This window comes from Kribbella sp. NPDC043289, from assembly GCF_056436705.1.
This window is the reverse complement of record NZ_JBWKCB010000005.1, coordinates 108,108-132,323: the sequence shown is the minus strand read 5'-3', so window position 1 is coordinate 132,323 and position 24,216 is coordinate 108,108. Positions and strand designations below refer to the sequence as shown.

Genomic DNA, 24,216 nt, shown 5'->3' with positions numbered 1-24,216 from the left:
AGCCGTCGTTCGAAACGGTACGGCGATTTCGGGGTCACGGTGTGGGGCGATTCCGGACCTGTGGATAACTCGGTGAGCTGGGGTTTTCAGCGGCCCTGGCTGGGCGTGCCGGGGCTGTTGCGGCCGGGGCCGCGGTGTTGGGTCTGGCCTCCGATCGTCGGCCTGGCGCCGGCGTCACCGGTGGAGCGGGACTGTCCTGGCGACGGCGGCATGCCGGCGCGGAACATCGGGTCCTGGGCCACGCTCGGACGTGGGCCGGTGCCGGCCGCGGCCCGTGCGTGGGCGAGGTCAGTGAGCGACGCCTCTGAGACGCTGCCGCTGGGTGTCGGGGTTCCGACATTCGCGAATCTCAGGTCCCGCTGGCCCTCTCGGGCTCGGTGCACGTCACTTCTGCGGACGTCTGTGCTCATGTCCCCTCCTCGGCGAGGTAGACCGTGTAGTTGATTCCGACAGACACCGACAGCGGTCTCGCGGTCGGTTTGTTGCTGTACAGGTGGATCTCCGCGCCCGGCGGCGTCCAGACCGCCAGGTGCCGTCGGTCGATGCCGGCACCGGGCGCCCAGTCGTCGACGAATCCGGCCTTGCTCTCCACTCCGACGTACGAAGGCTGTCCCCAGTGCCGGCAAGCGAGGTCGAATTTCTCCGGCCAGTGCTCGTCCAGCCCGGCGGCCGCGGCATCGACGTCAGCGGGCTCGATCGCGAACGCGACCCAGCCGCTGAACGGGCTGTGCGGCAGCACCTGGTCGTCGTACACCGCCAGCTCGGTGTTGCGGCGGGTCAGGAACCCCCAGCCGTCGAGCTGGTCGTCGATGACGGTGCGGCGGTTGATCGGCCACGGCTTCCAGTTGGTCGCCGACTTCACCCGTCGGATCAGTCGCCGGACCGGCACGGGGCCGGTCGCACCCGCCTGGGGTCCGCCGAGGCGTCGCCAGTCGCGGACGTCGGCGATGTCCGCCATCGCCCGGTCGTCGTCGTCCAATGGCCGGTCCAGTGTCTTCATCCGTGGGCAAGTCCCTGTCGTCCGGTTTGTCACACTCTGCTGTCGAAACTAAGACCCCGCAGGGGTCAGACGGCGGTCCGCTGCGTGTACGACATGCGAACAGCCGCCCTGGGAAGCTTCCCAGGGCGGCTGTCGGGTAGGTCAACCGTCGTTCGGTCTCAGTTCGGTGACGCGGTGCTGCAAGTACAGATCAGTGCATGGCCGCGGCGGCCGAGGACTCCAGTGACTCCTCGCCGTCGGCCTTCGGGCCCTCGTTGCGGCCGGCCAGCCGCTGCTCCGGCGTGATGATCGCGAGGATCAGCGCGATCGCCAGGAACGGCAGCGAGACCAGGAACACGTCGTCCATGGCGTCGACCAGGCCGTGCAGGGCGAAGCCCTTGAACGGCTCCTTCAATGCGTGCAGTGCCTGGACGCTGTTGGCCGCCTTGGCCAGCCCGTCGACCATCGACTGCGTGGCGTTCGGGACGATGTCGCCCAGGTGGGTCTTCAGCCGGCTGGTCAGTACGGCGCCGTAAACCGCCGTTCCGATCGCGCCACCCATCGAGCGGAAGAACGTCATCGTCGAGGTCGCGCTGCCCATGTGCTGCCGGGGCACGCTGTTCTGCGCGGCGGTGACGGTGATCTGCATCGACAGGCCCAGGCCGGCGCCCATCACGAACATGTAGATCGCCAGCTGCCAGTACGGCGTGGTCAGGCTCAGCGTGGACAGCAGCACCATCGCGCCGCCGACCAGGACCGCGGAGATGATCGGGAAGTGCTTGTAACGGCCGCTCTTGCTCATCATCTGGCCGCTCGGGATCGACGCTGAGAAGATACCGACGATCATCGGCAGCAACGCCAGGCCGGAGCGGGTCGGGGACAGGTCCTTGACCGCCTGCAGGTACAGCGGCAGGAAGATCAGCGCACCGAACATCGCGAACCCGAGCAGGAACGCGTACCCGGCGTACCCGGAGAAGATCCGGCCCTTGAACAGGTCCATCGGGATGATCGGCTCGGCCACCCGCAGCTCGATGACGACGAAGGAGACCGCGAGTACCACGGCGCCGGCCAGCAGCGCGATCGTGGTGCCGGTGCCCCAGCCGTTGGTCGGGCCGCTCCAGGAGATGGCCAGCAGGAGTGAGGTGACGGCGGCGGCGATCGTCGCGGCGCCCAGGTAGTCGATCTTGTGCGAGCGCTTCACGTGCGGAAGCTTCAGGACGGCGGCGACGATGCCCAGGGCAACGAGGCCGATCGGGACGTTGATCCAGAAGATCCAGCGCCAGCCCGGACCGTCGGTGAGCAGGCCGCCGAGCAGCGGGCCGGCCACCGAGGACAGACCGAAGACGGCACCGAAGTACCCCATGTACTTACCGCGCTCGCGTGGCGGGATCACGTCGCCGATGGTGGCGAACGCCAGCGACATCAGACCACCGGCGCCCAGACCCTGGACGGCGCGGAAGCCGATCAGCTGCTCGATGTTCTGCGACAGCGCGGACAGCACCGAGCCGCCGAGGAAGGTGAGGATCGCCGCGATGAACAGCGGGCGGCGGCCGTAGAGGTCGGAGATCTTGCCCCACAGGGGGGTCGAGGCGGTCGAGGTCAGCAGGTACGCCGTGACCACCCAGGACAACTTGTCCAGGCTGTTGAACTCGCTGACGATCCGCGGCAGCGCCGTACCCACGATGCTCTGGTCCAGCGCGGCCAGGAACATCCCGGCCATCAGTCCGCCGAGGATGACCAGGATCTGCTTGTGGGACAGGTAGCTAGGACCGCCGTCAGGCGCAGCGCCGCCGGCGGTGGCAGGCTCTGTGGTGCTCATCTGGTGCTCTCCAGGTTCTTGTCGGTGTTCTCGCGGGCGGCGGGATCGCCGCCGGCCGCGGAGTCATTGGGGTCGGTACTGCGCTCTGCGGGGGCCTTCGGCTGCAGTCGCGGTGCTACCGCGGCCCAGCCCTTGTCGGCCCAGGCGGCGCTGCTGGGGGCTTCGGTGTTGGCGGTGACGCCGTCCGCGAAGCGGGTCATCAGGCGCTCGAAGGTCTGCACGTCCTCCTCGGACCAGCCCTCCATCGCCGTGCTGAGCAGTTCCATCCGGTGCCGGGCACTGGCCTCCCACTGCTCGAGGCCCTGCTCGGTCAGCTCGACGCGGAACGCGCGGCCGTCGTCCGGGTCGGGGGAGCGGCGGACCAGGCCCAGCTGCTCCAGCGAGCGGACGTGCCGGCTCGCGGTCGAGGCATCCAGCTCCAGCCGCGCGGCGAGGTCGGACAGCCGCAGCGCGCCGTTGCATCGCAGTGCGAACAGCACGACGTGCGCGCTGTGGTCGATCGTGTCGCCGGGCTGCTTGGCCTTCAGCCGGCGTCCGATCCGGGTGAACGCGTGCATGACGCCCTCGATGGGGGTCTGTGGTGTGTACGCGTCGTTTACTTGCATGCTGCAAGCATATACATGCTTGCGTGATACACGCAAATGAGTTTCCGAGATCTTCCAGTGAGCCGCCAATGATTTGCTCTTAGTTGTGAGGCGATCACTTTCCGCAGTCAAAGAGGTGATTCGCACACTCATTCGACGGCAGAGGGTGGCGTTTTGTGACGCGGAAAGGGTGCTGGATCCCCCACAGCGGTCGGTTCAGCACCCTCGCCGGTGCCTGCGCGCGTGACGAGGCTTGGGCGGTGATCAAGCGCAGACTGCTGGAGTTCGGCGTCATCTGTCTCGTCCTGACCTGGGTGCCGTGGGGAGTGCTCGGCGTACTCGGTACGGATCCCGACGAGGGCGTGGGGTCGGTGGTGTTCGCGCTGGCGGCTGCGGGGCCGTCGCTGGCGGCGCTGGTGATGTATCTGCGGTACCGGGAGCGGCGGCCCGCGGTCAGGTGGTCGCTGGTGTGGCTGGTGGCTGCTGTGGGCCTCGGTGCGGTGGCGCCGCTTGCGGCCTGTGCGCTGATGGGCGATCTGCCGGCGCTGCCGGACCACGCTGCTTCTGTTGTCTCCGGCGCTGGCGGAGTGCTCGGCGCAGCGGCGTACACCTTCCTGGCGGGGCCGGCGTCGGAGGAGTTCGGCTGGCGTGGGTACGTGCAGCCGCGGTTGCGTCAGTACGTCGGTCCGCTCGGGACGACAGCGATCCTCGGCGCGGCGTGGGGTCTGTGGCACGTGCCGCTGTACTTCCTGAACGGCACTGGTCAGCACGACGACGGTCTGTTCACCGCACAGGGGCTGACGTTCTTCCTGGAGCTCTTTCCGCTCACCTTCGTGATGCTGTTCGTCAGCGAGCGCCTGCGGGGCGGCGTACCGGCGGCGATCCTGGTGCATGCCGCGTGGAATCTGACCGAGGAACTGGTTCCGCCGCTCGGCAAGGGCGTCTGGCTGGAGTTGCTGGTGCTGACGGTGGTCGCTGCGGCGTTGCTGCCATCCTGGACGACAGTTCGACGACGTGGAGAGGTGACGGTATGACGCGGGTGGCCGTGGTGACCGGTGGTGGTTCGGGACTCGGACGGGAGATGGCGCTCGCGCTGGCCGCGGCCGGATACCGGGTGTGGGTGACCGGCCGGACCGAGGAGAAGCTGAAGGAGACGGTCGAGCTCGGTGGCGGTCAGGTCGAGTTCGCCGTCCTGGACGTCGCCGACGGTGCAGCGGTACGGCGGTTCTTCGGTGGCCTCCCGCGGATCGACGTACTGGTGAACAACGCCGGCACGGGCTCACCGGCCGCGGCGGTGCCGGACGTGGCGGAGGCGGACTGGCGCCGAGTGGTGGACACGAACCTGACCGGGTCGTTCCTCTGTGCGCAGGCGGCGTTCGACCTGATGCTGCGGCAGGACCCGAAGGGCGGGCGGATCATCAACAACGGGTCGATCTCGGCGCACGTACCGCGGCCGCAGGGGATCGCGTACACCGCGAGCAAGCACGCGATCACCGGGCTGACCAAGGGGCTCGAGCTGGAGGGCCGGGCGCACGGGATCACCGCGTGCCAGATCGACATCGGGAACGCCGCGACCGCGATGACCGCCCGGATGGAGCAGGGCGTGCTCCAGCCGGACGGTTCGATCGCGGTCGAGCCGACGTTCGACCCGAAGATCGTGGCCGACTTCGTGGTCCGGGTCGCGGACCTGCCGACCACGGTCGCTGTGCCGACGCTGACCGTGATGGCGGCCGGGATGCCTTACGTGGGGCGCGGCTGATCAGTCCGGTCGGACACGGACCACGTCGATGTCGGTCAGGTTGTACCACTGGCCACTCGGCGGCTGCTCGATCAACGGGTCCTTCCAGCGCAGCCGGACCCGATCCGGCTGCGCCTCGACCAGCACGACCTCCTGCCAGTCCGGTCCGTCGGTCCGCGCCCACCACGGCTCCGTCAAGCAGGAGAGCCCATCTGACTCGACTGTGTGGACCGCTCCGTCCCGATCACTCACCGGACCGAGCGCGGCGCCGAAGACGGTGGTCGGCATCCACCCGCCGGTCATGGGTACTACCCGCCCGAGTACTTCGCCGTCCTCCCGCACCACGTCTTCCGGTGACGGGAATCCGGGCCACTGCTCCGTCAGCGCCTTGATGATGCGAGCCGTCGTCTCACCGAGGAAATGGATGCTCTCCAGTTCCACTGCGATCCCCGCATAGGGAGCCGGCTCCTCTCCACCCACCCAGGTCCGACTGATCCGCCGAGTGGCCGTGATGTCCTCCAGCGGGTTCCCGTCGACCAGCAGTAGGTCAGCACGCGCTCCGACGACCAAGCGTCCACGGTCCGCCAGTTTGAACACCTCAGCCGGCGCACTGGTCGCAGCAACGAGCGCTTCGGCCGGTGTGAGACCAGCACGCACCAGATGCCCCAGCTCCCGATGCAGTGACGCCCCGAACACCAGACCCGGATTCGGTGCATCCGTCCCAGCCAACACGGGTACGCCGGCCCTCTGCAGCGCCAGCGTGTTCGCGCGGGGCGCCGTACCGTCTGGTGGTTGTGGTGGCATCCAGCGGCGGGACTGATGGTCCAGCACTCGCCGCCAGCGCGCAGGCATCCGCGCCATCAGCTCCGGCTCGTCCTGCAACGGCATGCGACCGGACGGGCCGTTGAAGCCGTCGATGACGTCCAGCGTCGCGATCACCGCGACACCTCGGACCGCTTCGATGTCCGCCGGCGACATGAGGTCGGACGGCGCATGCGCGAGTACGTCGACGCCGCACTCCGCCACCCGTACCGCACCGGCGGCTGTGGAGACATGTGCGACCACTGTGAGTCCGTGCGCGTGGGCCTCGTCGGTCAGTGCTCGCACTGTGGCCGAGTCGAGTGTGGGGATGTTCAGCATCGCGCCGGAGCCGTCGTCGTAGATCAGCTTCAGGTGGTCCGCGCCCTCTGCCACCCGGTCGGCGACGAACTGCTTCGCGTCCTCCGGTCCGGTGACGTACGGGAGCGGTGGGAACGCGATCGTCGGGTGACCGCCCGGTGCGGTGGCGCCGATGCTCGAGGTGCGGAACGACGATCGCGGCGTCACCCGCTTGACCACCTCGGGCATGCTGAACTGGTCGATCAGCGTGGTCACGCCGTACGTCGCAGCCAACTGGGTGCAGCCGGGCACGAGGTGCACGTGGGCGTCGATCAGACCCGGTAGGAGAGTCAGACCCGCTCCGTCGACCACCGAGTCGCCGGGTTGGGCGATGTCCGCGCCGCCGATCGCACTGATGCGGCCGTGCGCTACGCGAGTACTGCGCCGCGGTCGACCAGTCCGGTGTGCAGGATGGTGAATGCCATGTCCCGGACGCTAAAGGGTGACGTAGCGTCATACTCCAACCGGTTTTCGGAGGTGTTGTGGAGCGCACGGTCAGCGAGGTCGCCCGGCTCGCCGGTGTCTCGGTGCGGACGCTGCGGCACTACGACGCCATCGGTCTGCTCCAGCCCGGCCGCATCGCAACGAACGGCTACCGGTACTACGGCCGGCCCGAACTGATCCGGCTGCAACGGATCCTGCTGCTGCGCGAACTCGGCGTACCGCTGCCGGGGATCGCGCGGATCCTTGACGAGCAGGACGACGAGGTCGCGGCGCTCAGGGGCCATCGCGAACAGTTGCTGGGGGAGCGGAAGCGTCTCGACGACATGCTGGGGGCCGTCGAACGGACGATCGCGGGGCTGTCCGGCGACCAGAGCGTGACCGACGAGGAGTTCTTCACCGGGCTGACGGAGGCGCGGTCGCGGTTCCGGGACGACCTGGCCGAGCGGTTCGGTGAGTGTGCCGCCGAAGGGTTCGAGAAGGCGGTTCGGGAGACCGAGGGCTGGACCCGCGAGGACTACGAGCGGATGGGTGACGAGGGCCGGCGGTTGCTGTTGCGGATGGCGGCCGCCCGGGACCGCGGCGTACCGCCGGATTCGCCGGAGGCGCTCGAGCTGGCGCAGCAGCATTACGAGGGGGTGCTGGAGCTGTGGCCGGCCACGCCCGCGTCGTACCACGCGCTCGGTGACGTGCTGGTGGAGAACGCGGACCAGCGGGCGATGATCGCCTCCGTCGACGAGGACCTGCCGGAGTGGTTGGCGGCCGCAGTGCGGGCGTATGCCGTCCAGCGGCTCGGGTATGCCCAAGACGACAAGAAAACTGTCCGGAGATCCGTCTAGTCTCGGGCAGGTGAGTGACGAGCGGGAGTCCCTGGTCCATGTCCGCGGGCTGCGGAAGTCGTACGGCGACTTCGAAGCGGTCCGGGGGATCGACCTGGACGTGTGGAAGGGCGAGGCCTTCGGCTTCCTCGGGCCGAACGGCGCGGGCAAGTCGTCGACGATGCGGATGATCGGCGCGGTCTCACCGACCAGCGGCGGCACGCTGCGGATCCTCGGGCTGGACCCGGCGACCGACGGCCCGGCGATCCGCGCGCGGCTCGGCGTCTGCCCGCAGGACGACACCCTCGACACCGAGCTGTCCGTCCGCGAGAACCTGACGATCTACGGGCGGTACTTCGGGCTCAGCCGCGCCGAGTGCCGCAGCCGCGCGGACGAGCTGCTGGAGTTCGTCGCCCTGACCGAGAAGGCGAAGGTCAAGGTCGACGAGCTGTCCGGCGGGATGAAGCGCCGGCTGACGATCGCGCGCTCCTTGGTCAGCAAGCCCGACCTGCTGCTCCTCGACGAGCCGACCACCGGCCTCGACCCCCAGGCCCGGCACCTGTTGTGGGACAAGCTGTTCCGGCTCAAGCAGGCCGGCGTGACGCTGATCATCACCACGCACTACATGGACGAGGCGGAGCAGCTCTGCGACCGGCTGGTGGTGATGGACGGCGGTCTGATCGCGGCCGAGGGCTCGCCCGCCGACCTGATCCGGGACTACTCGACGCGTGAGGTGACCGAGCTGCGGTTCGGGCCGGACGTGATGCTGGCCGACCACGACGCATTGGCCGGCAAGGTCGAGGACCTCGCGCAGCGCATCGAGGTACTGCCGGACCGGCTGCTGCTTTACACCGACGACGGCGAGCGTGCGGTCGCCGCGGTGCACGAGCGTGGCCTGCAACCGGCCGCCGTCCTAGTACGCCGCTCCACTCTGGAGGACGTGTTCCTCCGCCTCACCGGCCGGACGCTGGTGGACTGACATGACCGCAATGGCAGTGGAGAACGGTCGCCGGATGTTCGACTACTGGCTGACCGTCTACAAGCGGACCTGGAAGGGCACGATGATCAGCAGCTTCCTGCTGCCGATGCTCTACCTGGCCGCGATGGGGATCGGGCTCGGCTCGTTCGTGGACAGCAACGGGACGGGCGCGCTCGGTGGCGTCAGCTACCTGCAGTTCATCGCGCCGGGTCTGCTGGCCGCCACCGCGTTGCAGATCGCGGTCGGCGAGGCGACGTACCCGGTGATGTCGGGGTTGAAGTGGCAGAAGTTCTACCACTCGATGATCGCGACGCCGCTGCGGCCGGCGGACGTGGTGTTCGGGCAGTTGGGATTCATCGCGTTCCGGGTGTTCAGCTCGTGCGCGGTGTTCCTGGTGATCATCGCGCTGTTCGGCGGGCTGAAGTCGCCGCTCGGGGTGCTCGGGTTGTTCGTCGCGCTGCTGGTCGGGATGGCGGTCGCCAGTCCGATCGCGGCGTACGCGACGACCTTGGACAACGACTCCGGGTTCGCGATGATCTTCCGGTTCGGCGTGGTGCCGGCGTTCCTGTTCTCCGGGGCGTTCTTCCCGGTCTCGCAGCTGCCGGACTGGATCGAGTGGCTGGCCTACGTCAGCCCGCTGTGGCATGCGGTCGACCTGTGCCGCAACCTGAGCCTCGGCACCGTGAACCCGTGGCTCGCGCTGCTCAACGTCGTCTACCTGCTGGCCTGGTTCGTGGTCGGCACGTGGCTCGCCGTCCGCGGCTTCACGAAGAGATTGATCGGCTGATGGCGACGATTGCAGCGCGGGTGATTCCCGTACCTGTTCGGCTCGGTGGTGGGCGGCATATCGTCGAGCGGAACTTCATGCTCTACCGGCGGTCCTGGGTGGTGTTCCTGTCCGGGTTCTTCGAGCCGGTGTTCTACCTGCTGTCGATCGGCATCGGTGTCGCGCACCTGGTCGGCGACTTCACGCTGTCCGACGGCACCAAGATCGCGTACGCCGCGTTCGTCGCGCCGGCGATGCTCGCCAGTTCCGCGATGAACGGTGCGATCTTCGACTCGACGTACAACATCTTCTTCCGGATGAAGTACGCCAAGCTGTACGACTCGATGCTCGCGACCCCGTTGAAACCGTGGGACGTGGCGACCGGGGAGGTCACCTGGGCGCTGCTGCGTGGCGGGATCTACTCGGCGATGTTCATCGTCGTGATGCTGATCATGGGGCTGATCTCGTCGTGGTGGGCGCTGCTCGCGCTGCCGGCCGCGGTGCTGATCGGGTTCGCGTTCGCCGGGGCCGGGATGGCGCTGACCACGTTCATGCGCAGCTGGCAGGACTTCGAGTTCGTGCAGCTGGCGATCATGCCGATGTTCCTGTTCTCGGCCACCTTCTACCCGGTCGAGACCTATCCCGGCGTGATCCGCTGGCTGGTCGAGATCACCCCGCTGTACCAGGGCGTCGTTCTGGAGCGTGCGTTCACGACCGGCAACGTCAGCTGGTTCCTGCTGATCCACGCGCTCTACCTGGCCGCGATGGGCGCCGCCGGCATGTACGTCGCCTCCCGCCGGCTCGGCAAGCTGCTGCTGAAGTAGCCCGAGGCAACGATTGCGGCCGGTGGGAACCCCGGCCGCACCGGCGGCGTCTGCTCCAGCATGAAAAGCATCGCAGCGTGGTGGCAGCGCCGGCGCGAGCGCGCCCTCGAGTGTCGCCGCCAGGGCGAGCTGCTGCCCGGGCCGCAGGCCGAGCTGCCCGGCGGGCTGCGGACCTGGATGCAGGTGTCGATGCAGTGGATGGTCGACCAGTTCGGCACCGCCCCGCTGCGCCGGCCCGTCGTCCTGCCGAGCGACTTCGTTCCGAAGGACTACGACGGCTCGGAGAACGCGGCTCGCGCGTTGTGCCTCAAGGTCTGCGACCGGATGGGCGTCCCCACCGAACGCCTGCGGGTCAGCTTCCAGACGGACGGGGCTATGACGGTGCAGGGCCAGGACACAGCGATCGTGCTGCCCGCCAGGCTGCTGCCCGAACCGGCCGCGGTGGTCGCCGCGGTCGCGCACGAGCTCGGGCACGAGGTGCTGGACGGACGCGGCCTGATCGACACCCAGCGACCGGACGCCGAGGCGATGGCCGAGCTGTACGCCGTCTACCAGGGGTTCGGCGTGTTCCTGCTCAACAGGTCCAGCGAGCCCGCGAAAGGCAGGCCGTGGCTGATCGAGACCTTCGGCAACCTGAAGGAACAGGGGTACGCCGAGGCGCTCGCGGCGTACTGGCTTCGGCACCGGGACCTGTGCCCGGGGCAGCCGGTGATGCCGCCGTGGCGCAAGCAGGTCGACTGGTCCGCGCGATTGCTGCTCAGCCGCCGGGTGCAGCTGATGAGCGAGCGTGCCGCTTCATGACTTCTGCCGATGATTCCGTGCGGGGGCCGGCAGTTGATCTACCGGGTGGACCGCGGCGCTGGGTCGAGGACTCCTTCCAGCGCCTGACCGAGCACTTCGGCCCGCTGCTCCGGCCGGCCGTCGTACCGGACGAGTTCGTCCCGGCTGGCTACGACGGTTCGGAGGCGGCTGCTCGTGAGGTCTGCCGGAGGGTGAGCGACCGGATGGGGGTCCCGTCCGAACGCGTGCAGTTCAGCTTCCGGTTGGAGAAGGTGCTCGAGGCGGCCCAGCACCTGGGGTCGGCGATGCTCGACATGTACGTCGAACCGGACAGCCTGCTCGCGAAGGGATCCGCACCGGGGGATCTCGCGGCGGTGCGGACCTACTCGAACCGGCTCGGGACCGCGTCGTTCGCGACGGTCGACCGGATCGTCGAGTCCGACCTGACGGACGAGAACCTGTTGCCATTGGTGCATCGGCTGGGCGTCGCCGAGTTCGGCACCGAGGTCGTGCGGTGCCTGCTGATCGCCGCCGCTTCTCCTGAGGAGCGCCCCGAACGCGCGCGCCCACCGAAGCAGCCCGAAGTCCTCCGGCCGGTATCGGTCGTCGGTCGCTGGATCGACCTGGCGGCCGACAGTCCCGGTGTCGAGGTGGTCCCCGGCCACTGTGCGGTCATGATCCGGTCCGACGTCATCGCCGACCCGACGAAGCTGCTCGCGACCGTGTCCCACGAGCTCAGCCACGAACTCCTGTCCCGAGCGGAGCTGCCCTGGGCAACGGGTCCGCTTGAAGAGCCGCTGGCCGATCTGTGCGCCCTGTTCCACGGGTTCGGGATCGCCCTCGTCAACGCGGCCGTCGACGAGACGACGCTCGACGACGAGTGGGTGCACACGTCCGGCTATCTCGGCGAGCATGCGATGGCCGAGGCGCTCGCGTCGTACCGCTTCCGGCAGCACCGGTTGCAGCGTGACGGGCCGCTCGTGCCGGACTGGTACCAGACGCTCGACCCGGTACCGCGGGCTCGTTTCCTGTCCCGGCTGGACGAACTGATCGGCGGCCCGCCGACTGTGTTGGGTTGGTGATCCAACCGCAACAATCGGTGTGGAACGGCGTCGCGGCGCGTCGCGTCAGTGTCGATATGAACCCCATGGGTGCCTGGCGGCGCCGGCAACGCGAGCGGGAACGGCTGTACGGGCCGAAGGTCCTGCTCCCCGGTGGACCGGAGCAGTGGATCGAGGACTCGCTCGACTGGCTCGTCGGCCGGTTCGGGCACGAGCCGCTGCACCGCCCGCCGGTCGTGCCGAGCGCCTTCGTCCCGCAGGGGTACGACGGCTCGGAGCCGGCCGCCCGCGAACTCTGTCTGAAGGTCTGCGCCTGGATGGAGGTGCCCGACGACCGGATCCGGTTCAGCTTCCGGATGGAAGAGGTCCGCGCCGCCGCCCGCAGTGCCGCCGTCCATCGGCTGCACGCCGAGCATCCGCGACACATCTCCACGTACTCCGGCCTCCGGGCCACGATGACGCCGGACGAGGTGCGCGCCTTTGCAGAGCAGGGATACGCGGCCGAGATCGCCGTACTTGCCGAGCGCGAGCTGCAGGCCGAGCTGAAACGCAGTACGGCGATCGCGCAGGAGACCGATCCGCATCGACGGGCCGAGCTGGTCACGGGCGCCGTGGCCACCTGGTCGAGGCCGGCCGGCAGTGGATCGCGCGCGTGCTGGCTCGATCTGCGGAGCGGTGGGTACGAAGGCACCGCCGTCATGTTGTCGGCCGGCGCGCTGGTCGATCCGTCGGCGGTGGTGGCCGCGACCGCGCACGAGCTCGGGCACGAGGTGCTGTGGGGTTATCACCTGCTCGACCGGAAGCGGCCGGACGCCGAGGCGGTCACTGACCTGTTCGCGGTGTTCCACGGCTTCGGGATCTTCCTGGCGAACCAGGCGGTCGAGCGGGTCCCGGGGCATCGCTCGACGCTGCAGTCCCTCGGGTACCTGGGCGAACGCGGTGCCTCCGAGGCGCTGGCGGCGTACTGCTTCCGGCGACACCAGTTGTGGCCGAGCTCGCTGCTGCCGGTGATGCCGACCGAGCTGGACCGGGCGGTCCGGATGCGCACGTTCGCGCGGCTCGCGGCGCTGGTGAAGGACGCCGAGATCACCTCGATCCAGGAGGGTGCGCCGCTGACCTGATGTCAAGGAGTGGTGACACAGCGGAACCGGGAGGTTTGCCGAACCGTCGGACAGGCATGATCCGGCGGGTGAGGAATCCGATCGGCATGATCCGGCGAAGTCAGCAGGTGCGGTCCCAACTGAAGGCACCGCGCGAGCGCCTGCCCGGTGGCAGCCGCCGCTGGATCCGCTCGTCCATGGACTGGCTGGTCAGCGAGTTCGGCCGCGACGTCCTGCTCCGCCCGATCGCCCTTCCGGCCGACGTCATCCCCGACGGGTACGACGGCAGCGAGTCGGCCGCGATCGAGATCTGCGGACGTGTCGACGGCCGGATGGACCTGCCGGCCGGCCAGTGCGGTCTCGACTTCGGACTGGACGGCGCCCGGCGGCCGTCGACCCGCGGCGCGACAGTCGTGGTGAAGGAGCAGTCCGGGCGTTGGACCCGCGGCACCGACCGGAACCAGATCCAGCTCGCTCCGGCGCTGGCCGCGGATCCGGTCGCGCTGATCGCGATCTACGCGCACGAAGTCGGGCACGAACTGCTGCTCGGCAGCCACCGGATCTCCCTCACCGGCCGCCCCGATCACGAGCCGCTGACCGACCTGATCACGGTCTTCTACGGACTCGGCATCTTCACCGCGAACGCGGCGTACGAGCGCCGCCCACGGCCGAACGGACGCGGCAAGCAGCCGCTGGCCCGCGGCTACCTCCGCGAGGCAGCGCTGTCCGAAGCCCTGGCGTACTACGCGATGCTCCGCGGCGAACGCCACCCGGAGTGGGACCAGCACCTCGACCCACCCGTACGCCGCGGCATGCGCAACCAGCTAGCTGTCCTGCACCGCTAACGTCCGCTGCAACCACCACACAGCACCGCGGAGTACGGAATCCTGGCTCGGGCCGGTCAGGTGATCGAGCAGGTGGAGTGACGTCATCGTCTGGAACAGCGTCCCGAGCTCCTCGGCGAGTTCGAGGGCGCGCCGCAGCTCGGTGGGGGAGGCGAACTCCTCCCACTCGCTCAGGTAGGCGTCCCGCACCCGCGGATCGGTCGACAGTGGCGACCGCTCCTCGACGAACGTCACCAGGTCCAGGAAGGGATGCGACAGTGCGGCGTCCGTCCAGTCGAACGCGAGCACCCGACCGTCCCGCACCGCGAGGTTGCGCGGATGCAGATCCCCGTGCAGCAAGGTCTCCGGTACGCCGATCGACGCGAGCTCGGTGATTGCCTCGCGCAACTGTTTCGCACGGATCGGCAGCTGGGCGCGCTCGTCCGGTGTCAGGCTGTCAGTGGCCTGATTCGGCCCGAGCAGCCGGTCGAGCTCGGCATCGAGTACGGCGAGCCGGCGATCGACACAACTGAACTCCAGCAGGCGTTCGGGCTGATCCGCATAGCTGCGCTGCAATCGGGCATGATCGCGGATCGCGTCCAGCCAGAGCGCGATGTCGGTCTCCTCCGCCAACGGTGCGCCGAGGTCAGGCAGCAACATCCACCGCTGTTCTCTGTCGATCGCGATCGGCGCGGGCACTGCACCGGGACGGTCTGTCGACGCGCGCTGCAGGAACAACGGCTCGTTCGCGAACAGGAAGGGCAGCGCATCCGGCCGGGTCGACGCATGCGAGAGCGCCTTGAAATACACGTCTCCGTCGGCGGTCGGGATCCGCAGGACGTTCGACAGACCCCACGAGCGGACTTGCGACCACGGTCCGGTGGGAGTGATGTGCTGGGCGATCCACGGCAGTGCGTCGTCGTACCACTGAGGCTTGGTCCAGGCGGGTTGCTCCTCGGCCGGGAGCTCGCCGCGCGCCTGCATCAGGTAGACGAGTGGTTCCCTGCTGACGCAGGAGAGGACCGTCGCCTCCACGGAGTGCTCGTCGCGGAGCGCGCGCAGCACCGGCTCGGTGTCGGGGAACCAGAGGTCGTCCGGAACCTCGACGTACCGAACGATGCTTGCCTGGTCGGACGGACGCACCACGATGGCCGTGACTTTCATGTATGGCAGCGTATGTTCCCGGTGCAACAACATTTCCTGGCTAGGGTGAACCCGTGATCGATGCCAGGGATGTCGCACGGGCCGCCGATCTGCTGCACGACGTGGTGGCGCCGACGCCGCTGGAGTTCTCGCGGTGGTTGAGCGAGCTGGTCGGCGGCGACGTGTTCCTGAAGTGCGAGAACCTGCAGCGCACCGGGTCCTTCAAGCTGCGCGGCGCGTACGTGCGGATGGCGCGGCTGTCCAACGCCGAACGCCGGCGTGGCGTGGTCGCGGCGAGCGCCGGCAACCACGCGCAAGGCGTCGCGCTGGCGGCACAGTTGCTCGGCATCAAGGCGACCGTCTTCATGCCGCACGGCGCCCCGATCCCGAAGGAGAAGGCGACCCGCGCGTATGGCGCGGAGATCCGCTTCGCCGGTACGTCGATCGACGACTGCCTGATCGCCGCGCGGGCGTTCGAGGCCGAGACCGGCGCGGTACTGATCCACCCGTTCGACCACCCCGACATCGTGGCGGGTCAGGCGACCACCGGGCTGGAGATCGTCGAGCAGTGCCCACAGGTCCGGACGGTCGTCGTACCGACCGGTGGTGGCGGACTGCTCGCCGGGATCGCGGCCGCGATGCAGCGCGACGGGATGCCGATCGAGGTCGTCGGCGTGCAGGCGGCCGGCGCGGCGGCGTACCCGGCCTCGCTGGACGCGGGGGAGCCGGTCCAGCTGGAGCGGATGCGCACGATGGCGGACGGGATCGCGGTCGGGCTGCCCGGCAAGGTCCCGTTCGAGACGGTCCAGCGGTACGTCGGCGAGGTACGGACCGTCGGTGAGGACTCGCTGTCGAAGGCGCTGCTGCTCGTCCTCGAACGCGCGAAGCTCGTGGTCGAACCCGCCGGGGCCGCAGCGGTGGCCGCCATACTCGATGAGCCGCGGCGGTTCAAACCACCGGTCGTCGTGGTGCTGTCCGGTGGCAACATCGATCCGCTGCTGCTGATGCGGGTGATCCGGCAGGGGATGGCGGCTGCCGGTCGGTACCTGTCGTTGCGGGTCCGGATCCCCGATACGCCCGGTGGGTTGGCGACGTTGCTGACCCAGCTGGCCGCGCTGGACGCGAACATCATCGAGGTCGTGCACGAACGGATCTCGGAGACCCTGAGCCTCGAAGAGGTCGAGGTCGCCCTGCAGGTGGAGCTTCGCGGCGAGGATCACCGCGAGCGTCTGCTCGCCGGCCTCGCCGCGAACGGCTACACCTACACGCTCAACTGACGCACGTAGGTCACCAGGCTGACCAGGAACTTCCCCGGCTCCTCCCACGGCGCCAGATGCGCCGAGTTCTCGAACCAGACGGCCTGTTTGTACGGCGCATCGACGGCCTCGAGCCATGCCGCGGACGGCTCGGCCGGTGTCGTGTAGTCGTGCCGCCCGAGAAACATCAGCACCGGGATCGGGAACTCGGTGACGTCCGTGTGGTCGACCTCGAGCATCTCGTCCAGCACCCGTCCCAGGGTGAACTGGTTGCCCTCGCCAATGATCTCGGCATCCGCGACCGTGTACTCCGGTGACAGCAGCGGGGCCTCGAAGAAGTAGCGCGAGTCACTCCGGTACGCCGACAGCCCACCGCGGTACTGCGCCCACTCACGCGCGATCACGATCCGGTCCCGGGTCAGCGGCACGTCACCGGGGTACGGCGCGATCGACTCGAGCTGCTCGAGCGCCTCGGTGTGGTTGTGCTCGCGCGCCTGCTGGAGCGCGTACTCGAAGCAGAGGCGCTCGTTGGCCCGCGCATCGATCACCTGGCCGATACCGACGTAGGCGTGGAAGAGGTCCGGACGCAGGCGGGCCGCTTCGAAGGCGATCAGGGTGCCCCAGCTGTGGCCGAGGAGGATCAGTTTCTGGACGCCGTACCGGTCCCTGACCTGTTCGGCGAGCTCGATCGCGTCGGCGGCGTACTGCGCGATCGTCAAGGTGTCCGCGATGGTGTCGGGATCGACCGTGCGGAACGTGAGTCCGGCGCCGCGCTGGTCGTAGGTGACAACGGTGAAGTACTCCTCGACCGGCCGCTGGAACTCCCAGGCAGCCGGGGCGAGCGGCGAGGCCGGACCGCCGTGGACGAAGAAGATGACGGGGTTGGAGCGGTCGTGGCCACGCGCGTAGACGTAGTGGTCGATACCGCCGGCGGGGAGCTGGTAGGTCTCCTGGACGCCGTTGGGCGTCATGATGCGTTGCAGATCCGCGATGATCTCGCGAGCGTCGTCGAAAGTCTCACTCACCCGATGAGGGTAATGGCTCACAGGTCTTCACGAGAGGTGCGTGCAGCCGCTGCGCGAGCACCTCGCGCTGCGTTGGCAGGGCCTCGGTCTGGCGCCGCAGCCCTTCGTCGGTCAGCCGGACGTTCACCGCGCGCCGGTCCTCGGGGCACATGTGCCGCTCCAGCAGGCCGGCGGTCTCCAGCCGGCCGATCACGCGGGACAGGGCGCTCTGGCTCAGGTGCACCGACTTGGCGATCGTCGCTACCTTCGCGGAATGGTCCGGCAGCTCGGCGAGCCGCTCGAGCACCTCGTACTCACTCATGCCCAGCGAGTGACCGGCCTGCAGCGCCCGGTCGAGGGCGCAAGTCAGATCTGCGTGGCGAGCCAGCAGCTCGCGCCATTCCCTGACATCGGCAGTGGTTTCACCAGTCCCACTGCTGACCTTCGTAGCGGTCATGGAGGTGACCATAGCATGCACACGCATTCAATGCAAACGCATTTAATGCCTAGACATTAGATGCACGTGCATGCAATAGTCTCTCCTCGTGACTACGCAAACCACATCGCCCGCTCGCATGACCTGGGATGCCCGTCTCTGGGGCGCTCTCCTGGTGGTCTGCGGCGTGATCTTCCTCGACGGCCTGGACGTGTCCATGGTCGGCATGTCCCTGCCGTCCATCGGCGCCGACCTGGGCGTCTCCCTTTCTTCTCTCCAGTGGGTCGTGACCGGCTACGTGCTCGGGTACGGCGGTCTGCTGCTGCTCGGCGGCCGGACCGCGGACCTGCTCGGCCGCCGCCGCGTCTTCCTGATCGCGCTGGCCGTGTTCGCGGTCGTCTCGATGCTGAGCTCACTCGCGAGCAACCCCGAACTGCTCATCGCCGCGCGGTTCGTGAAGGGCATCGCCGCCGCGTTCACCGCGCCGGCCGCGCTGTCGATCATCACCACGACGTTCCACGAGGGCCCGGATCGCAACCGTGCCCTCAGTATCTTCACCACCTGCGCCGCCAGCGGCTTCTCGATGGGCCTGATCCTCGGCGGCGCGCTGACCGAGGTCGGCTGGCGCTGGACCTTCCTGATGCCCGGCCCGGTCGCCCTGATCGTGCTGCTGTTCGGCATCAAGCTGATCCCGAACAGCCCGCGCGACGACGCCGCCGGCGGGTACGACGTACCGGGTGCGATCACCGTCACCGGCGGCATGCTGTCCCTGGTGTACGCCGTCGTCGGCGCCGAACACGCCGGTTGGGTGTCGGTGCAGACCATCGGCCTGTTCGCGCTCGCCGTCGTACTGCTGGCCGGCTTCGTCGCGATCGAGCTGCGCACCAAGCACCCGCTCGTGCGGCTCGGCATCCTGCGCAACCCGTCGCTGCGGCGCGCGAACCTGGCGATCCTGACCGTCTTCGGTTCGTACGTCGCGTTCCAGCTGATCGGCACGCTGTACTTCCAGAACCTGCTCGGCTGGTCGTCGTTCCAGACCGCGCTCGGCTTCCTCCCGGCCGGCATCCTGGTCGCCACGCTCTCGCCGAACGTCGGCAAGATCGTGGACCGGGTCGGCACCGAGAAGATGATCATCCTCGCGATGGCGCTGTTCGTCGCCGGGTACGCGCTGTCGCTTCGGATCGGCCCGGAGTCGGCGTACTTCTCGACGGTGTTCCCGACGATCATGCTGCTGGGGCTCGGGTTCGCGATCGGGTTCCCGTCGCTGAACATCCAGGCTGTGTCCGGGGTCCCGGACAGCGAGCAGGGTCTGGCGTCCGGACTGTTCAACACCTCCAACCAGGTGGGTGGCGCGGTCGTCCTGGCGATCGTGACCGCGGTGATCAGTGGTCAGTCCGTCGGCATCACCACGCCGTCGGGGGTTCTCCCGGCGTACAAGTCCGGGCTGGGGGTCGTGACGGGGATCGCGGCGCTCGGCCTGGTGATCGCGCTCACCGGTCTGCGCGGGCTGCGCGCCCGGCGGACTGCTGAAGAGGCGGAGGCCGCCGAGTTGGCCGCCGTACAGGACGAGCTGGCGACCGAGGAGATGACGCCGGCGGCGTGACAACAACCAGCCCTTCGCGGGCTGTGCGGTTATAGAGACAGTGGCTGGTGCGGACTCCTTCGGGGGTTCGCACCACTGCATTTCGGGGGATACCCCGATTGGTTTCGGACCGGTTGGGTGCTGGACTTGGGGGCATGAGCAACCAGAGCTACGACCGGCAGGTCAAGGACATCCTCGACCGGGTCGCCAAGGGCCACCTCTCGACCGACGAGGCCACCACCCTGATCGCCGCCCTCAAGACCACCCCGTCCGAGCCTGCCGACACCCAGGCAGAGCCGGCCACCGAAGCTCCGGTTGCCGACCGTCCGGCCGACGGCACGACGCCCCGGCCCGAAGCTACGGGCGACGATGCGGCGACCCCGTCCGCCTGGGCCGACGCCGTCGACTCGCCCACCGCCACGCCGTCCAGCGAGTCGTCCGCCGAGGGCCCAGCGTCGCCATCGACCGAGCCGTTCGCGGAGTCGACCAGCGAGCCGTCCGACGCGCGGGCTGACTCTTCGCGGGTGCAGGACACCGTGCCGGAGGAGACTGAGGAGCTGGTCGAGGAGCTGCACAGCAACGTGCCGATTCCGTCCGGCGTGCAGCGGGTGACGGTGCGGGCGATCGGGCGCCGGGTGCGGCTGATCGGCGAGCCCGCGGTGAACGGCGTCGCCGTCGACGGGCCGCACGTGATCAAGCGCGACGGCGACACCCTGGCGATCAGCAGCGAAGGCGACATGGGCGTCTCGATCGACGGCTTCAGCATGCTGCGGAATCCAACCGACCTGAAAGCGCACGTCAACGGCCTCGCCAAGGAACTGTCGATCCGCGTCAACCCGAACCTCCAGGTCGAGGTCGAGGTGACCGGCGGCAGCGTCAACGCCGAGCGCCTGCCCGGTCTGACCCGCGTCCGCGTCACCGCCGGTACGGCGAAGGTCGCAGACGTCGCCGGCCCGATCGACGTCCTCGTCCAAGCCGGCTCCGCCAACCTGGACGCCCAGATCACCAAGGGCCGCTCCCGCGTCCGCGTCGAATCCGGCACCGCCCAAATCGCCCTCCGCCGCGGCTCCGACGTCCACGTCCACACCGAGGCCCAACTCGGCCGCGTCACCTGGTCCGGCGCCGTCTCCGGCCAATCCAAAGACGTAGAAATCGGCCGCGGCCGAGCCGCCCTCGACGTAGAGGTCCTGGTAGGCACCGCCCAGCTGACGTCCGACTGACCCCGTCCATCCACCGGCGGCTGGCGGCTTTTGTGCCGACTGGAGTGCTGCAACACGTCACCGGTGAAACAACCCGCCAGCGGAGCGTCAGCCTGCTGGCGGAGCGTCAGCCTGCTGGCGTGTTGGTGGGAGTGGGGATGGTGCGGAGGGGGCGGAGGGGAGAGAAGTAGAGGAGGGTGTTGGCGGTTAGGGTGCCTAGGCCTGTTAGCCAGAGGGTGGGGTGGAGGCCGAGGGTGGTGGCTAGTGCGCCGCCTAGGAGGCTGCCTAGGGGTGTGACGCCCCAGCTGACGAAGCTCATGGTGGCGCTGACTCGGCCCTGGAGGTCTGGTGGGCACAGGCGTTGTTGGGTGCTGACCAGCAGGATGTAGCTGACGATGATGCAGAAGCCGGCGAGCAGCGTCCCGACCACGAACCAGCTCACCGCCCAGCCCGGTGCCGTCAACGCCTGCACCGTGAAGGCGACCCCGACGCCGGTCGACGAGAGCAGCAGGATGCGCGCATCGCCGTACCGTTGGCTGAGTCGTTCCGTGACGGCGGAGGCGACGATCGCGCCGAGGAGGCCGATCATGCTCAGGATGCCGATGGTCGCCGGCTGCAGGTGAACCTCGCGGACCAGGTAGACGACCATGATCGCGCCGGCCGCCGCCTGGAAGAGCATCGTCGCCATCGTGTTGAGGGCGAGCGGGCGCAGGAGCGGGTGGTGGAAGACGTACCGCAAGCCGTCGCCGATCTCGCGGCGGAGGTTCGGGCGCGCGGGCAGTACCGGCTGCGGTTCCGAGGTCCGGATGGAGCGGAGCCAGAGCGCCGACCACACGAAGCTGAGCGCATCGAGGCCGATCGTCAGAGCAGCTCCGAGCCACTGGACGAGCAGACCGCCGGCGCCCGCGCCGATGACGGCCGCGATCGAGTGGTTGGCGGCGAGCTTGGCGTTGCCCGGGAGCAGGCGGTCCCGTTCGAGCAGCCGGGGCAGGTACGAGTTGTGCGCCACGTCGAACAGCACCGTCAGGATTCCGGCGGGCACGAGTACGACGTACACCTGCGTGAGGGTGAGTACGCCGAGCCACCAGGCGACCGGGATCGACGCGAACAACAGCGCCCGAAGCAGGTCGGCGTACACGAGGACCGGGCGGCAACGGATCCGGTCGGCCCAGGCGCCGGCGAACAGGCCGAGCACGAGCCAGGCGGCGGTCTCGCAGGTGCGGAGTAGTGAGACCTGGAGGGTCGACGCGTTCAGGGTGAGGACGGCGAGCAGCGGGATCGCGCCCATGCTCAACCGGGACCCGAGCTGACTGAGCAGGTCGGCGGCCCACAACCGGCGGAACTCGGGGTGGCGGAGGATGCTCATTCCGCGACCGTAAGCGCCGGGTTGAGTCCTGTCGACTCAAGTATCAACAAAATTGAGTCGAGGCGACTCAACTTGAGCCTGTCCGCGGGTGTCGGCGTACGTCGTTGGACGCCGGCACCCACGGACGGGTGCGACTGACCTCAAAAGACTGACCTCAAAAGCAAGCGCCCCGGTGGGGTCTCCACCGGGGCGCTTGAAAGCTTTGGTGGAGTCAGCCGGTGAAGGGTTCCGCGGCGACGACCTCGACGGTGACGTCCTTGCCGTTCGGGGCCTCGTAGGTGGCCTTGTCACCCTTCTTCTTCCCGAGGATCGCGGCACCGAGCGGGGACTGCGGCGAGTACACGTCGATGTCGACCGAGGCATCCAGGGCGAGCAACTCTCGGGAGCCCAGCAGGAACGTCTCGACGTCGTCGTCGCCGGCGAACTTGATCGACACCTTCATGCCCGGCTCGATCTTGCCGCCGGCCTTCGGGGTCTCGCCGACCCGGGCCCGTCGGAGCATGTCCTCCAGCTGCCGGATCCGCGCCTCGATCTTGCCCTGCTCGTCCTTCGCGGCGTGGTAGCCGCCGTTCTCCTTGAGGTCGCCCTCGTCCCTGGCCTCGCTGATCCGCTGCGTGATCTCGGCACGGGCGGGGCCCTTGAGGTGCTCGAGCTCGGACTTCAGCTGGTCATAACCGTCCTGCGTCAGCCAGACAACGCTGTCTTCGTCGATCTTCTGCGTCACGGGCTGCTCCTTGTGTCGGTGGGATGGGCAGGAAAATACTGCTGGCCGCCGTCGTCGACGGCGACCAATCCAACGAGCGTAGCAAGGGAACCCAGATCACGCAGGGGTTCTGACCGGACGCAAACGCTTGGAAAACGCTTGCTACCGGCCTTTTTCGCGCCGTCCCGGGCACTCGGCGGCAATCGGTTGCCCAGGCAGGGATCCCGGCGGCAAGTGGTGAGATCGGGGCGACACGGCGCTGAGGTCAGCGCGGACGGTGTTGATCAGCCGTCGTGCACCCGACGAGGACCACCGCGGTCGCCGAGCGCTGCGTTGTCAGCGTCACCGGGAGCACCTGGTGCCGCGGGGAGTCGGCCGGGACCGTCACCGTCACTTCGCCGACGATCGAGAAGTCGGAGGCCTTCGCCTGCAGCCGGCAGCTCGCCTCCACCGACTTGCTCCGGTCGACGTTCACCGTCGCCTTCGCACTCGTCGGCGAGACGATCTGGAAGCCCTGCAGCTGCGAGGTCACCGGCGGGTTCGACTGCACCCAGGCCGCCCAGATCAGCCACGCCATCGCGACCAGGACGACGAGGCCCAGCCCGCCGATCACCAGCGGTCGCCGCGACCGGCGGCCCCGGCCGTACCGCGCGTTCAGGTCGGGGGTCGGGTCGGCGGCGGGTGAGGCTGAAGGCTCGGTCACAGGGTCGTCCAGGGGGTCGGTCGTGGGTTTTCGGTGCGCTTGGAGGACCATTGTGTCTTGTGAGTGGAGATCTTCGGTTGTTGCATGTGCACGCCCACCCGGATGACGAGTCGAGCAAGGGAGCCGCATCGACGGCCCGGTACGTGGCCGAGGGCGTCGAGGTGATGGTCGCCACGTGTACCGGTGGCGAGCGCGGATCGATCCTGAATCCGAAAATGGACCGCCCCGAGGTGCTGGCCAACATCACCGAGATCCGCCGCAAGGAGATGGACGCGGCGCGCGAGATCCTCGGGATCCGGCAGGAGTGGCTGGGCTGGGTGGACTCCGGGTTCCCGGAGGGTGACCCGCCGCCACCGCTCCCGGAGGGCTGCTTCGCGGCGCAGAAGGTGGAGGACGCGGCCGCCCCGCTGGTGAAGCTGATCCGCGAGTTCCGCCCGCAGGTCGTCACGACGTACGACGAGAACGGTGGCTACCCGCACCCCGATCACGTGATGTGCCACCAGATCACCGTCGCGGCGTTCGAGGCCGCGGGCGACAAGGACGCCTACCCGGAGCTCGGCGAACCGTTCCAGCCGCTGAAGCTGTACTACCACCACACCTTCCACTACGAGCGGATGAAGGCGCTGCACGACGCGATGGTCGCGCGCGGGCTCGAGTCGCCGTACGCCGAGCGCCTGAAGGACTGGAAGCCGGACCCGGAGAACGAGCGCCGGATCACCACCCGGGTCGAGTGCGCGCGGTACTTCGAGGTTCGGGACCGGGCGCTGCTCGCGCACGCGACGCAGATCGACCCGGACGGCGCCTGGTTCGCCGTACCGCTCGAGGTGCACCAGGCGGCCTGGCCGACCGAGGACTACGAGCTCGCGCGGACTCTGGTCGAGTCGGAGCTGCCTGAGAATGACCTGTTCGCGGGGCTCCGCTGACGGGCGGTCGGGACAGTGAGAGACTGGTGG

Annotated in this window: 25 protein-coding genes; 14 read left to right on the top strand and 11 right to left on the bottom strand. The window is 68.7% G+C overall.

Translation table 11 applies throughout. From position 1 onward, the window contains the following. Positions 1–86 precede the first annotated feature (86 nt). From AC0662_RS28245 to AC0662_RS28230, 4 genes are all read right to left on the bottom strand, one after another. Positions 87–410, bottom strand: a complete 324-nt coding sequence (locus AC0662_RS28245) for a hypothetical protein (RefSeq protein ID WP_452199732.1) — start codon at positions 408–410, stop codon at positions 87–89. Then, complete coding sequence (locus tag AC0662_RS28240) at positions 407–1,000, bottom strand: hypothetical protein (RefSeq protein ID WP_478304395.1); 594 nt, start codon at positions 998–1,000, stop codon at positions 407–409. Before AC0662_RS28240 ends, AC0662_RS28245 begins: the two co-directional genes overlap by 4 nt. A 190-nt stretch (positions 1,001–1,190) precedes the next feature. After that, positions 1,191–2,798 (bottom strand): MDR family MFS transporter, encoded by a 1,608-nt coding sequence (locus AC0662_RS28235; RefSeq protein ID WP_452199736.1) that lies wholly within the window; start codon positions 2,796–2,798, stop codon positions 1,191–1,193. Continuing rightward, the gene (locus AC0662_RS28230) at positions 2,795–3,403 is read right to left on the bottom strand and encodes a MarR family winged helix-turn-helix transcriptional regulator (RefSeq protein WP_452199737.1); all 609 of its coding nucleotides are present in this window, start codon (positions 3,401–3,403) and stop codon (positions 2,795–2,797) included. Before AC0662_RS28230 ends, AC0662_RS28235 begins: the two co-directional genes overlap by 4 nt. Positions 3,404–3,642: 239 nt before the next feature. Between AC0662_RS28230 and AC0662_RS28225 the strand changes: the two genes are divergently transcribed. Both AC0662_RS28225 and AC0662_RS28220 read left to right on the top strand, forming a co-directional pair. Further along, positions 3,643–4,416 carry a CPBP family glutamic-type intramembrane protease gene (locus AC0662_RS28225; RefSeq protein ID WP_478304392.1) on the top strand — a complete coding sequence of 258 codons (774 nt, stop codon included), beginning with the start codon at positions 3,643–3,645 and terminating at the stop codon, positions 4,414–4,416. Continuing rightward, positions 4,413–5,141, top strand: a complete 729-nt coding sequence (locus AC0662_RS28220; RefSeq protein ID WP_452199741.1) for an SDR family oxidoreductase — start codon at positions 4,413–4,415, stop codon at positions 5,139–5,141. Before AC0662_RS28225 ends, AC0662_RS28220 begins: the two co-directional genes overlap by 4 nt. On the opposite strand, the gene AC0662_RS28215 is transcribed toward AC0662_RS28220, so the two are convergent. Next, positions 5,142–6,590, bottom strand: a complete 1,449-nt coding sequence (locus AC0662_RS28215; protein ID WP_478304390.1) for an amidohydrolase family protein — start codon at positions 6,588–6,590, stop codon at positions 5,142–5,144. Between the two features lie 170 nt (positions 6,591–6,760). Here AC0662_RS28215 and AC0662_RS28210 point away from each other — a divergent pair, with 170 nt between their 5' ends. The 8 genes from AC0662_RS28210 (at position 6,761) to AC0662_RS28175 (ending at position 13,892) form a co-directional block, all read left to right on the top strand. Continuing rightward, positions 6,761–7,558: a MerR family transcriptional regulator gene (locus tag AC0662_RS28210; RefSeq protein ID WP_478304388.1), complete on the top strand. Its 798-nt coding sequence runs from the start codon at positions 6,761–6,763 to the stop codon at positions 7,556–7,558. Between the two features lie 10 nt (positions 7,559–7,568). Then, a complete protein-coding gene (locus AC0662_RS28205; RefSeq protein WP_478304386.1) occupies positions 7,569–8,516 on the top strand; it encodes an ABC transporter ATP-binding protein in 948 nt (315 codons plus the stop codon). 1 nt (position 8,517) lies between these two features. Beyond that, the gene (locus tag AC0662_RS28200) at positions 8,518–9,303 is read left to right on the top strand and encodes an ABC transporter permease (protein ID WP_452199749.1); all 786 of its coding nucleotides are present in this window, start codon (positions 8,518–8,520) and stop codon (positions 9,301–9,303) included. Next, a complete protein-coding gene (locus tag AC0662_RS28195; protein WP_452199751.1) occupies positions 9,303–10,106 on the top strand; it encodes an ABC transporter permease in 804 nt (267 codons plus the stop codon). The genes AC0662_RS28200 and AC0662_RS28195 overlap by 1 nt, the downstream gene beginning before the upstream one ends. Positions 10,107–10,166: 60 nt before the next feature. After that, the gene (locus AC0662_RS28190) at positions 10,167–10,907 is read left to right on the top strand and encodes a hypothetical protein (RefSeq protein WP_478304383.1); all 741 of its coding nucleotides are present in this window, start codon (positions 10,167–10,169) and stop codon (positions 10,905–10,907) included. Then, positions 10,904–11,968: a hypothetical protein gene (locus AC0662_RS28185; RefSeq protein WP_478304381.1), complete on the top strand. Its 1,065-nt coding sequence runs from the start codon at positions 10,904–10,906 to the stop codon at positions 11,966–11,968. The genes AC0662_RS28190 and AC0662_RS28185 overlap by 4 nt, the downstream gene beginning before the upstream one ends. A gap of 56 nt (positions 11,969–12,024) precedes the next feature. Next, the gene (locus tag AC0662_RS28180) at positions 12,025–13,068 is read left to right on the top strand and encodes a hypothetical protein (protein WP_478304379.1); all 1,044 of its coding nucleotides are present in this window, start codon (positions 12,025–12,027) and stop codon (positions 13,066–13,068) included. 68 nt (positions 13,069–13,136) lie between these two features. Further along, the gene (locus AC0662_RS28175) at positions 13,137–13,892 is read left to right on the top strand and encodes a hypothetical protein (RefSeq protein ID WP_452199759.1); all 756 of its coding nucleotides are present in this window, start codon (positions 13,137–13,139) and stop codon (positions 13,890–13,892) included. Here AC0662_RS28175 and AC0662_RS28170 read toward each other — a convergent pair. Beyond that, positions 13,872–15,035, bottom strand: a complete 1,164-nt coding sequence (locus AC0662_RS28170) for an aminoglycoside phosphotransferase family protein (RefSeq protein ID WP_478304377.1) — start codon at positions 15,033–15,035, stop codon at positions 13,872–13,874. The genes AC0662_RS28175 and AC0662_RS28170 overlap by 21 nt on opposite strands. 53 nt (positions 15,036–15,088) lie before the next feature. Here AC0662_RS28170 and ilvA point away from each other — a divergent pair, with 53 nt between their 5' ends. After that, entirely contained in the window at positions 15,089–16,291 is a 1,203-nt protein-coding gene (gene ilvA, locus AC0662_RS28165; protein WP_452199763.1) for a threonine ammonia-lyase, read from the top strand. Here ilvA and AC0662_RS28160 read toward each other — a convergent pair. Both AC0662_RS28160 and AC0662_RS28155 read right to left on the bottom strand, forming a co-directional pair. Beyond that, entirely contained in the window at positions 16,276–17,295 is a 1,020-nt protein-coding gene (locus AC0662_RS28160; RefSeq protein WP_478304375.1) for an alpha/beta fold hydrolase, read from the bottom strand. The genes ilvA and AC0662_RS28160 overlap by 16 nt on opposite strands. After that, positions 17,288–17,731, bottom strand: coding sequence for a MarR family winged helix-turn-helix transcriptional regulator (locus AC0662_RS28155; protein ID WP_452199767.1), 444 nt, complete (start codon positions 17,729–17,731; stop codon positions 17,288–17,290). The genes AC0662_RS28160 and AC0662_RS28155 overlap by 8 nt, the downstream gene beginning before the upstream one ends. An 88-nt stretch (positions 17,732–17,819) precedes the next feature. On the opposite strand from AC0662_RS28155, the gene AC0662_RS28150 reads away from it, so the two are divergent. Both AC0662_RS28150 and AC0662_RS28145 read left to right on the top strand, forming a co-directional pair. Then, a complete protein-coding gene (locus tag AC0662_RS28150) occupies positions 17,820–19,313 on the top strand; it encodes an MFS transporter (protein WP_452199769.1) in 1,494 nt (497 codons plus the stop codon). Positions 19,314–19,447: 134 nt separating this feature from the next. Next, positions 19,448–20,512 carry a hypothetical protein gene (locus AC0662_RS28145; protein ID WP_452199771.1) on the top strand — a complete coding sequence of 355 codons (1,065 nt, stop codon included), beginning with the start codon at positions 19,448–19,450 and terminating at the stop codon, positions 20,510–20,512. Positions 20,513–20,618: 106 nt separating this feature from the next. On the opposite strand, the gene AC0662_RS28140 is transcribed toward AC0662_RS28145, so the two are convergent. The 3 genes from AC0662_RS28140 to AC0662_RS28130 all read right to left on the bottom strand — a co-directional run bounded on the left by AC0662_RS28140 (position 20,619) and on the right by AC0662_RS28130 (position 23,263). After that, positions 20,619–21,857, bottom strand: a complete 1,239-nt coding sequence (locus AC0662_RS28140; protein WP_478304372.1) for an MFS transporter — start codon at positions 21,855–21,857, stop codon at positions 20,619–20,621. A 211-nt stretch (positions 21,858–22,068) separates the two neighbouring features. Further along, positions 22,069–22,581: a transcription elongation factor GreA gene (greA, locus tag AC0662_RS28135; protein ID WP_452199775.1), complete on the bottom strand. Its 513-nt coding sequence runs from the start codon at positions 22,579–22,581 to the stop codon at positions 22,069–22,071. 244 nt (positions 22,582–22,825) lie between these two features. Continuing rightward, positions 22,826–23,263 (bottom strand): DUF4307 domain-containing protein, encoded by a 438-nt coding sequence (locus AC0662_RS28130; protein ID WP_452199777.1) that lies wholly within the window; start codon positions 23,261–23,263, stop codon positions 22,826–22,828. A 59-nt stretch (positions 23,264–23,322) separates the two neighbouring features. Here AC0662_RS28130 and mca point away from each other — a divergent pair, with 59 nt between their 5' ends. After that, positions 23,323–24,186: a mycothiol conjugate amidase Mca gene (mca, locus tag AC0662_RS28125; RefSeq protein WP_452199779.1), complete on the top strand. Its 864-nt coding sequence runs from the start codon at positions 23,323–23,325 to the stop codon at positions 24,184–24,186. Positions 24,187–24,216: the final 30 nt, after the last annotated feature.

Coding starts and splice junctions, on each gene's coding strand:
- AC0662_RS28245 (WP_452199732.1), bottom strand. CDS start 410: ATGAGCACAGACGTCCGCAGAAGTGACGTGCACCGAGCCCGAGAGGGC.
- AC0662_RS28240 (WP_478304395.1), bottom strand. CDS start 1,000: ATGAAGACACTGGACCGGCCATTGGACGACGACGACCGGGCGATGGCG.
- AC0662_RS28235 (WP_452199736.1), bottom strand. CDS start 2,798: ATGAGCACCACAGAGCCTGCCACCGCCGGCGGCGCTGCGCCTGACGGC.
- AC0662_RS28230 (WP_452199737.1), bottom strand. CDS start 3,403: ATGCAAGTAAACGACGCGTACACACCACAGACCCCCATCGAGGGCGTC.
- AC0662_RS28220 (WP_452199741.1), top strand. CDS start 4,413: ATGACGCGGGTGGCCGTGGTGACCGGTGGTGGTTCGGGACTCGGACGG.
- AC0662_RS28200 (WP_452199749.1), top strand. CDS start 8,518: ATGACCGCAATGGCAGTGGAGAACGGTCGCCGGATGTTCGACTACTGG.
- AC0662_RS28195 (WP_452199751.1), top strand. CDS start 9,303: ATGGCGACGATTGCAGCGCGGGTGATTCCCGTACCTGTTCGGCTCGGT.
- AC0662_RS28190 (WP_478304383.1), top strand. CDS start 10,167: ATGAAAAGCATCGCAGCGTGGTGGCAGCGCCGGCGCGAGCGCGCCCTC.
- AC0662_RS28185 (WP_478304381.1), top strand. CDS start 10,904: ATGACTTCTGCCGATGATTCCGTGCGGGGGCCGGCAGTTGATCTACCG.
- AC0662_RS28180 (WP_478304379.1), top strand. CDS start 12,025: ATGAACCCCATGGGTGCCTGGCGGCGCCGGCAACGCGAGCGGGAACGG.
- AC0662_RS28170 (WP_478304377.1), bottom strand. CDS start 15,035: ATGAAAGTCACGGCCATCGTGGTGCGTCCGTCCGACCAGGCAAGCATC.
- AC0662_RS28155 (WP_452199767.1), bottom strand. CDS start 17,731: ATGACCGCTACGAAGGTCAGCAGTGGGACTGGTGAAACCACTGCCGAT.
- AC0662_RS28145 (WP_452199771.1), top strand. CDS start 19,448: ATGAGCAACCAGAGCTACGACCGGCAGGTCAAGGACATCCTCGACCGG.
- AC0662_RS28140 (WP_478304372.1), bottom strand. CDS start 21,857: ATGAGCATCCTCCGCCACCCCGAGTTCCGCCGGTTGTGGGCCGCCGAC.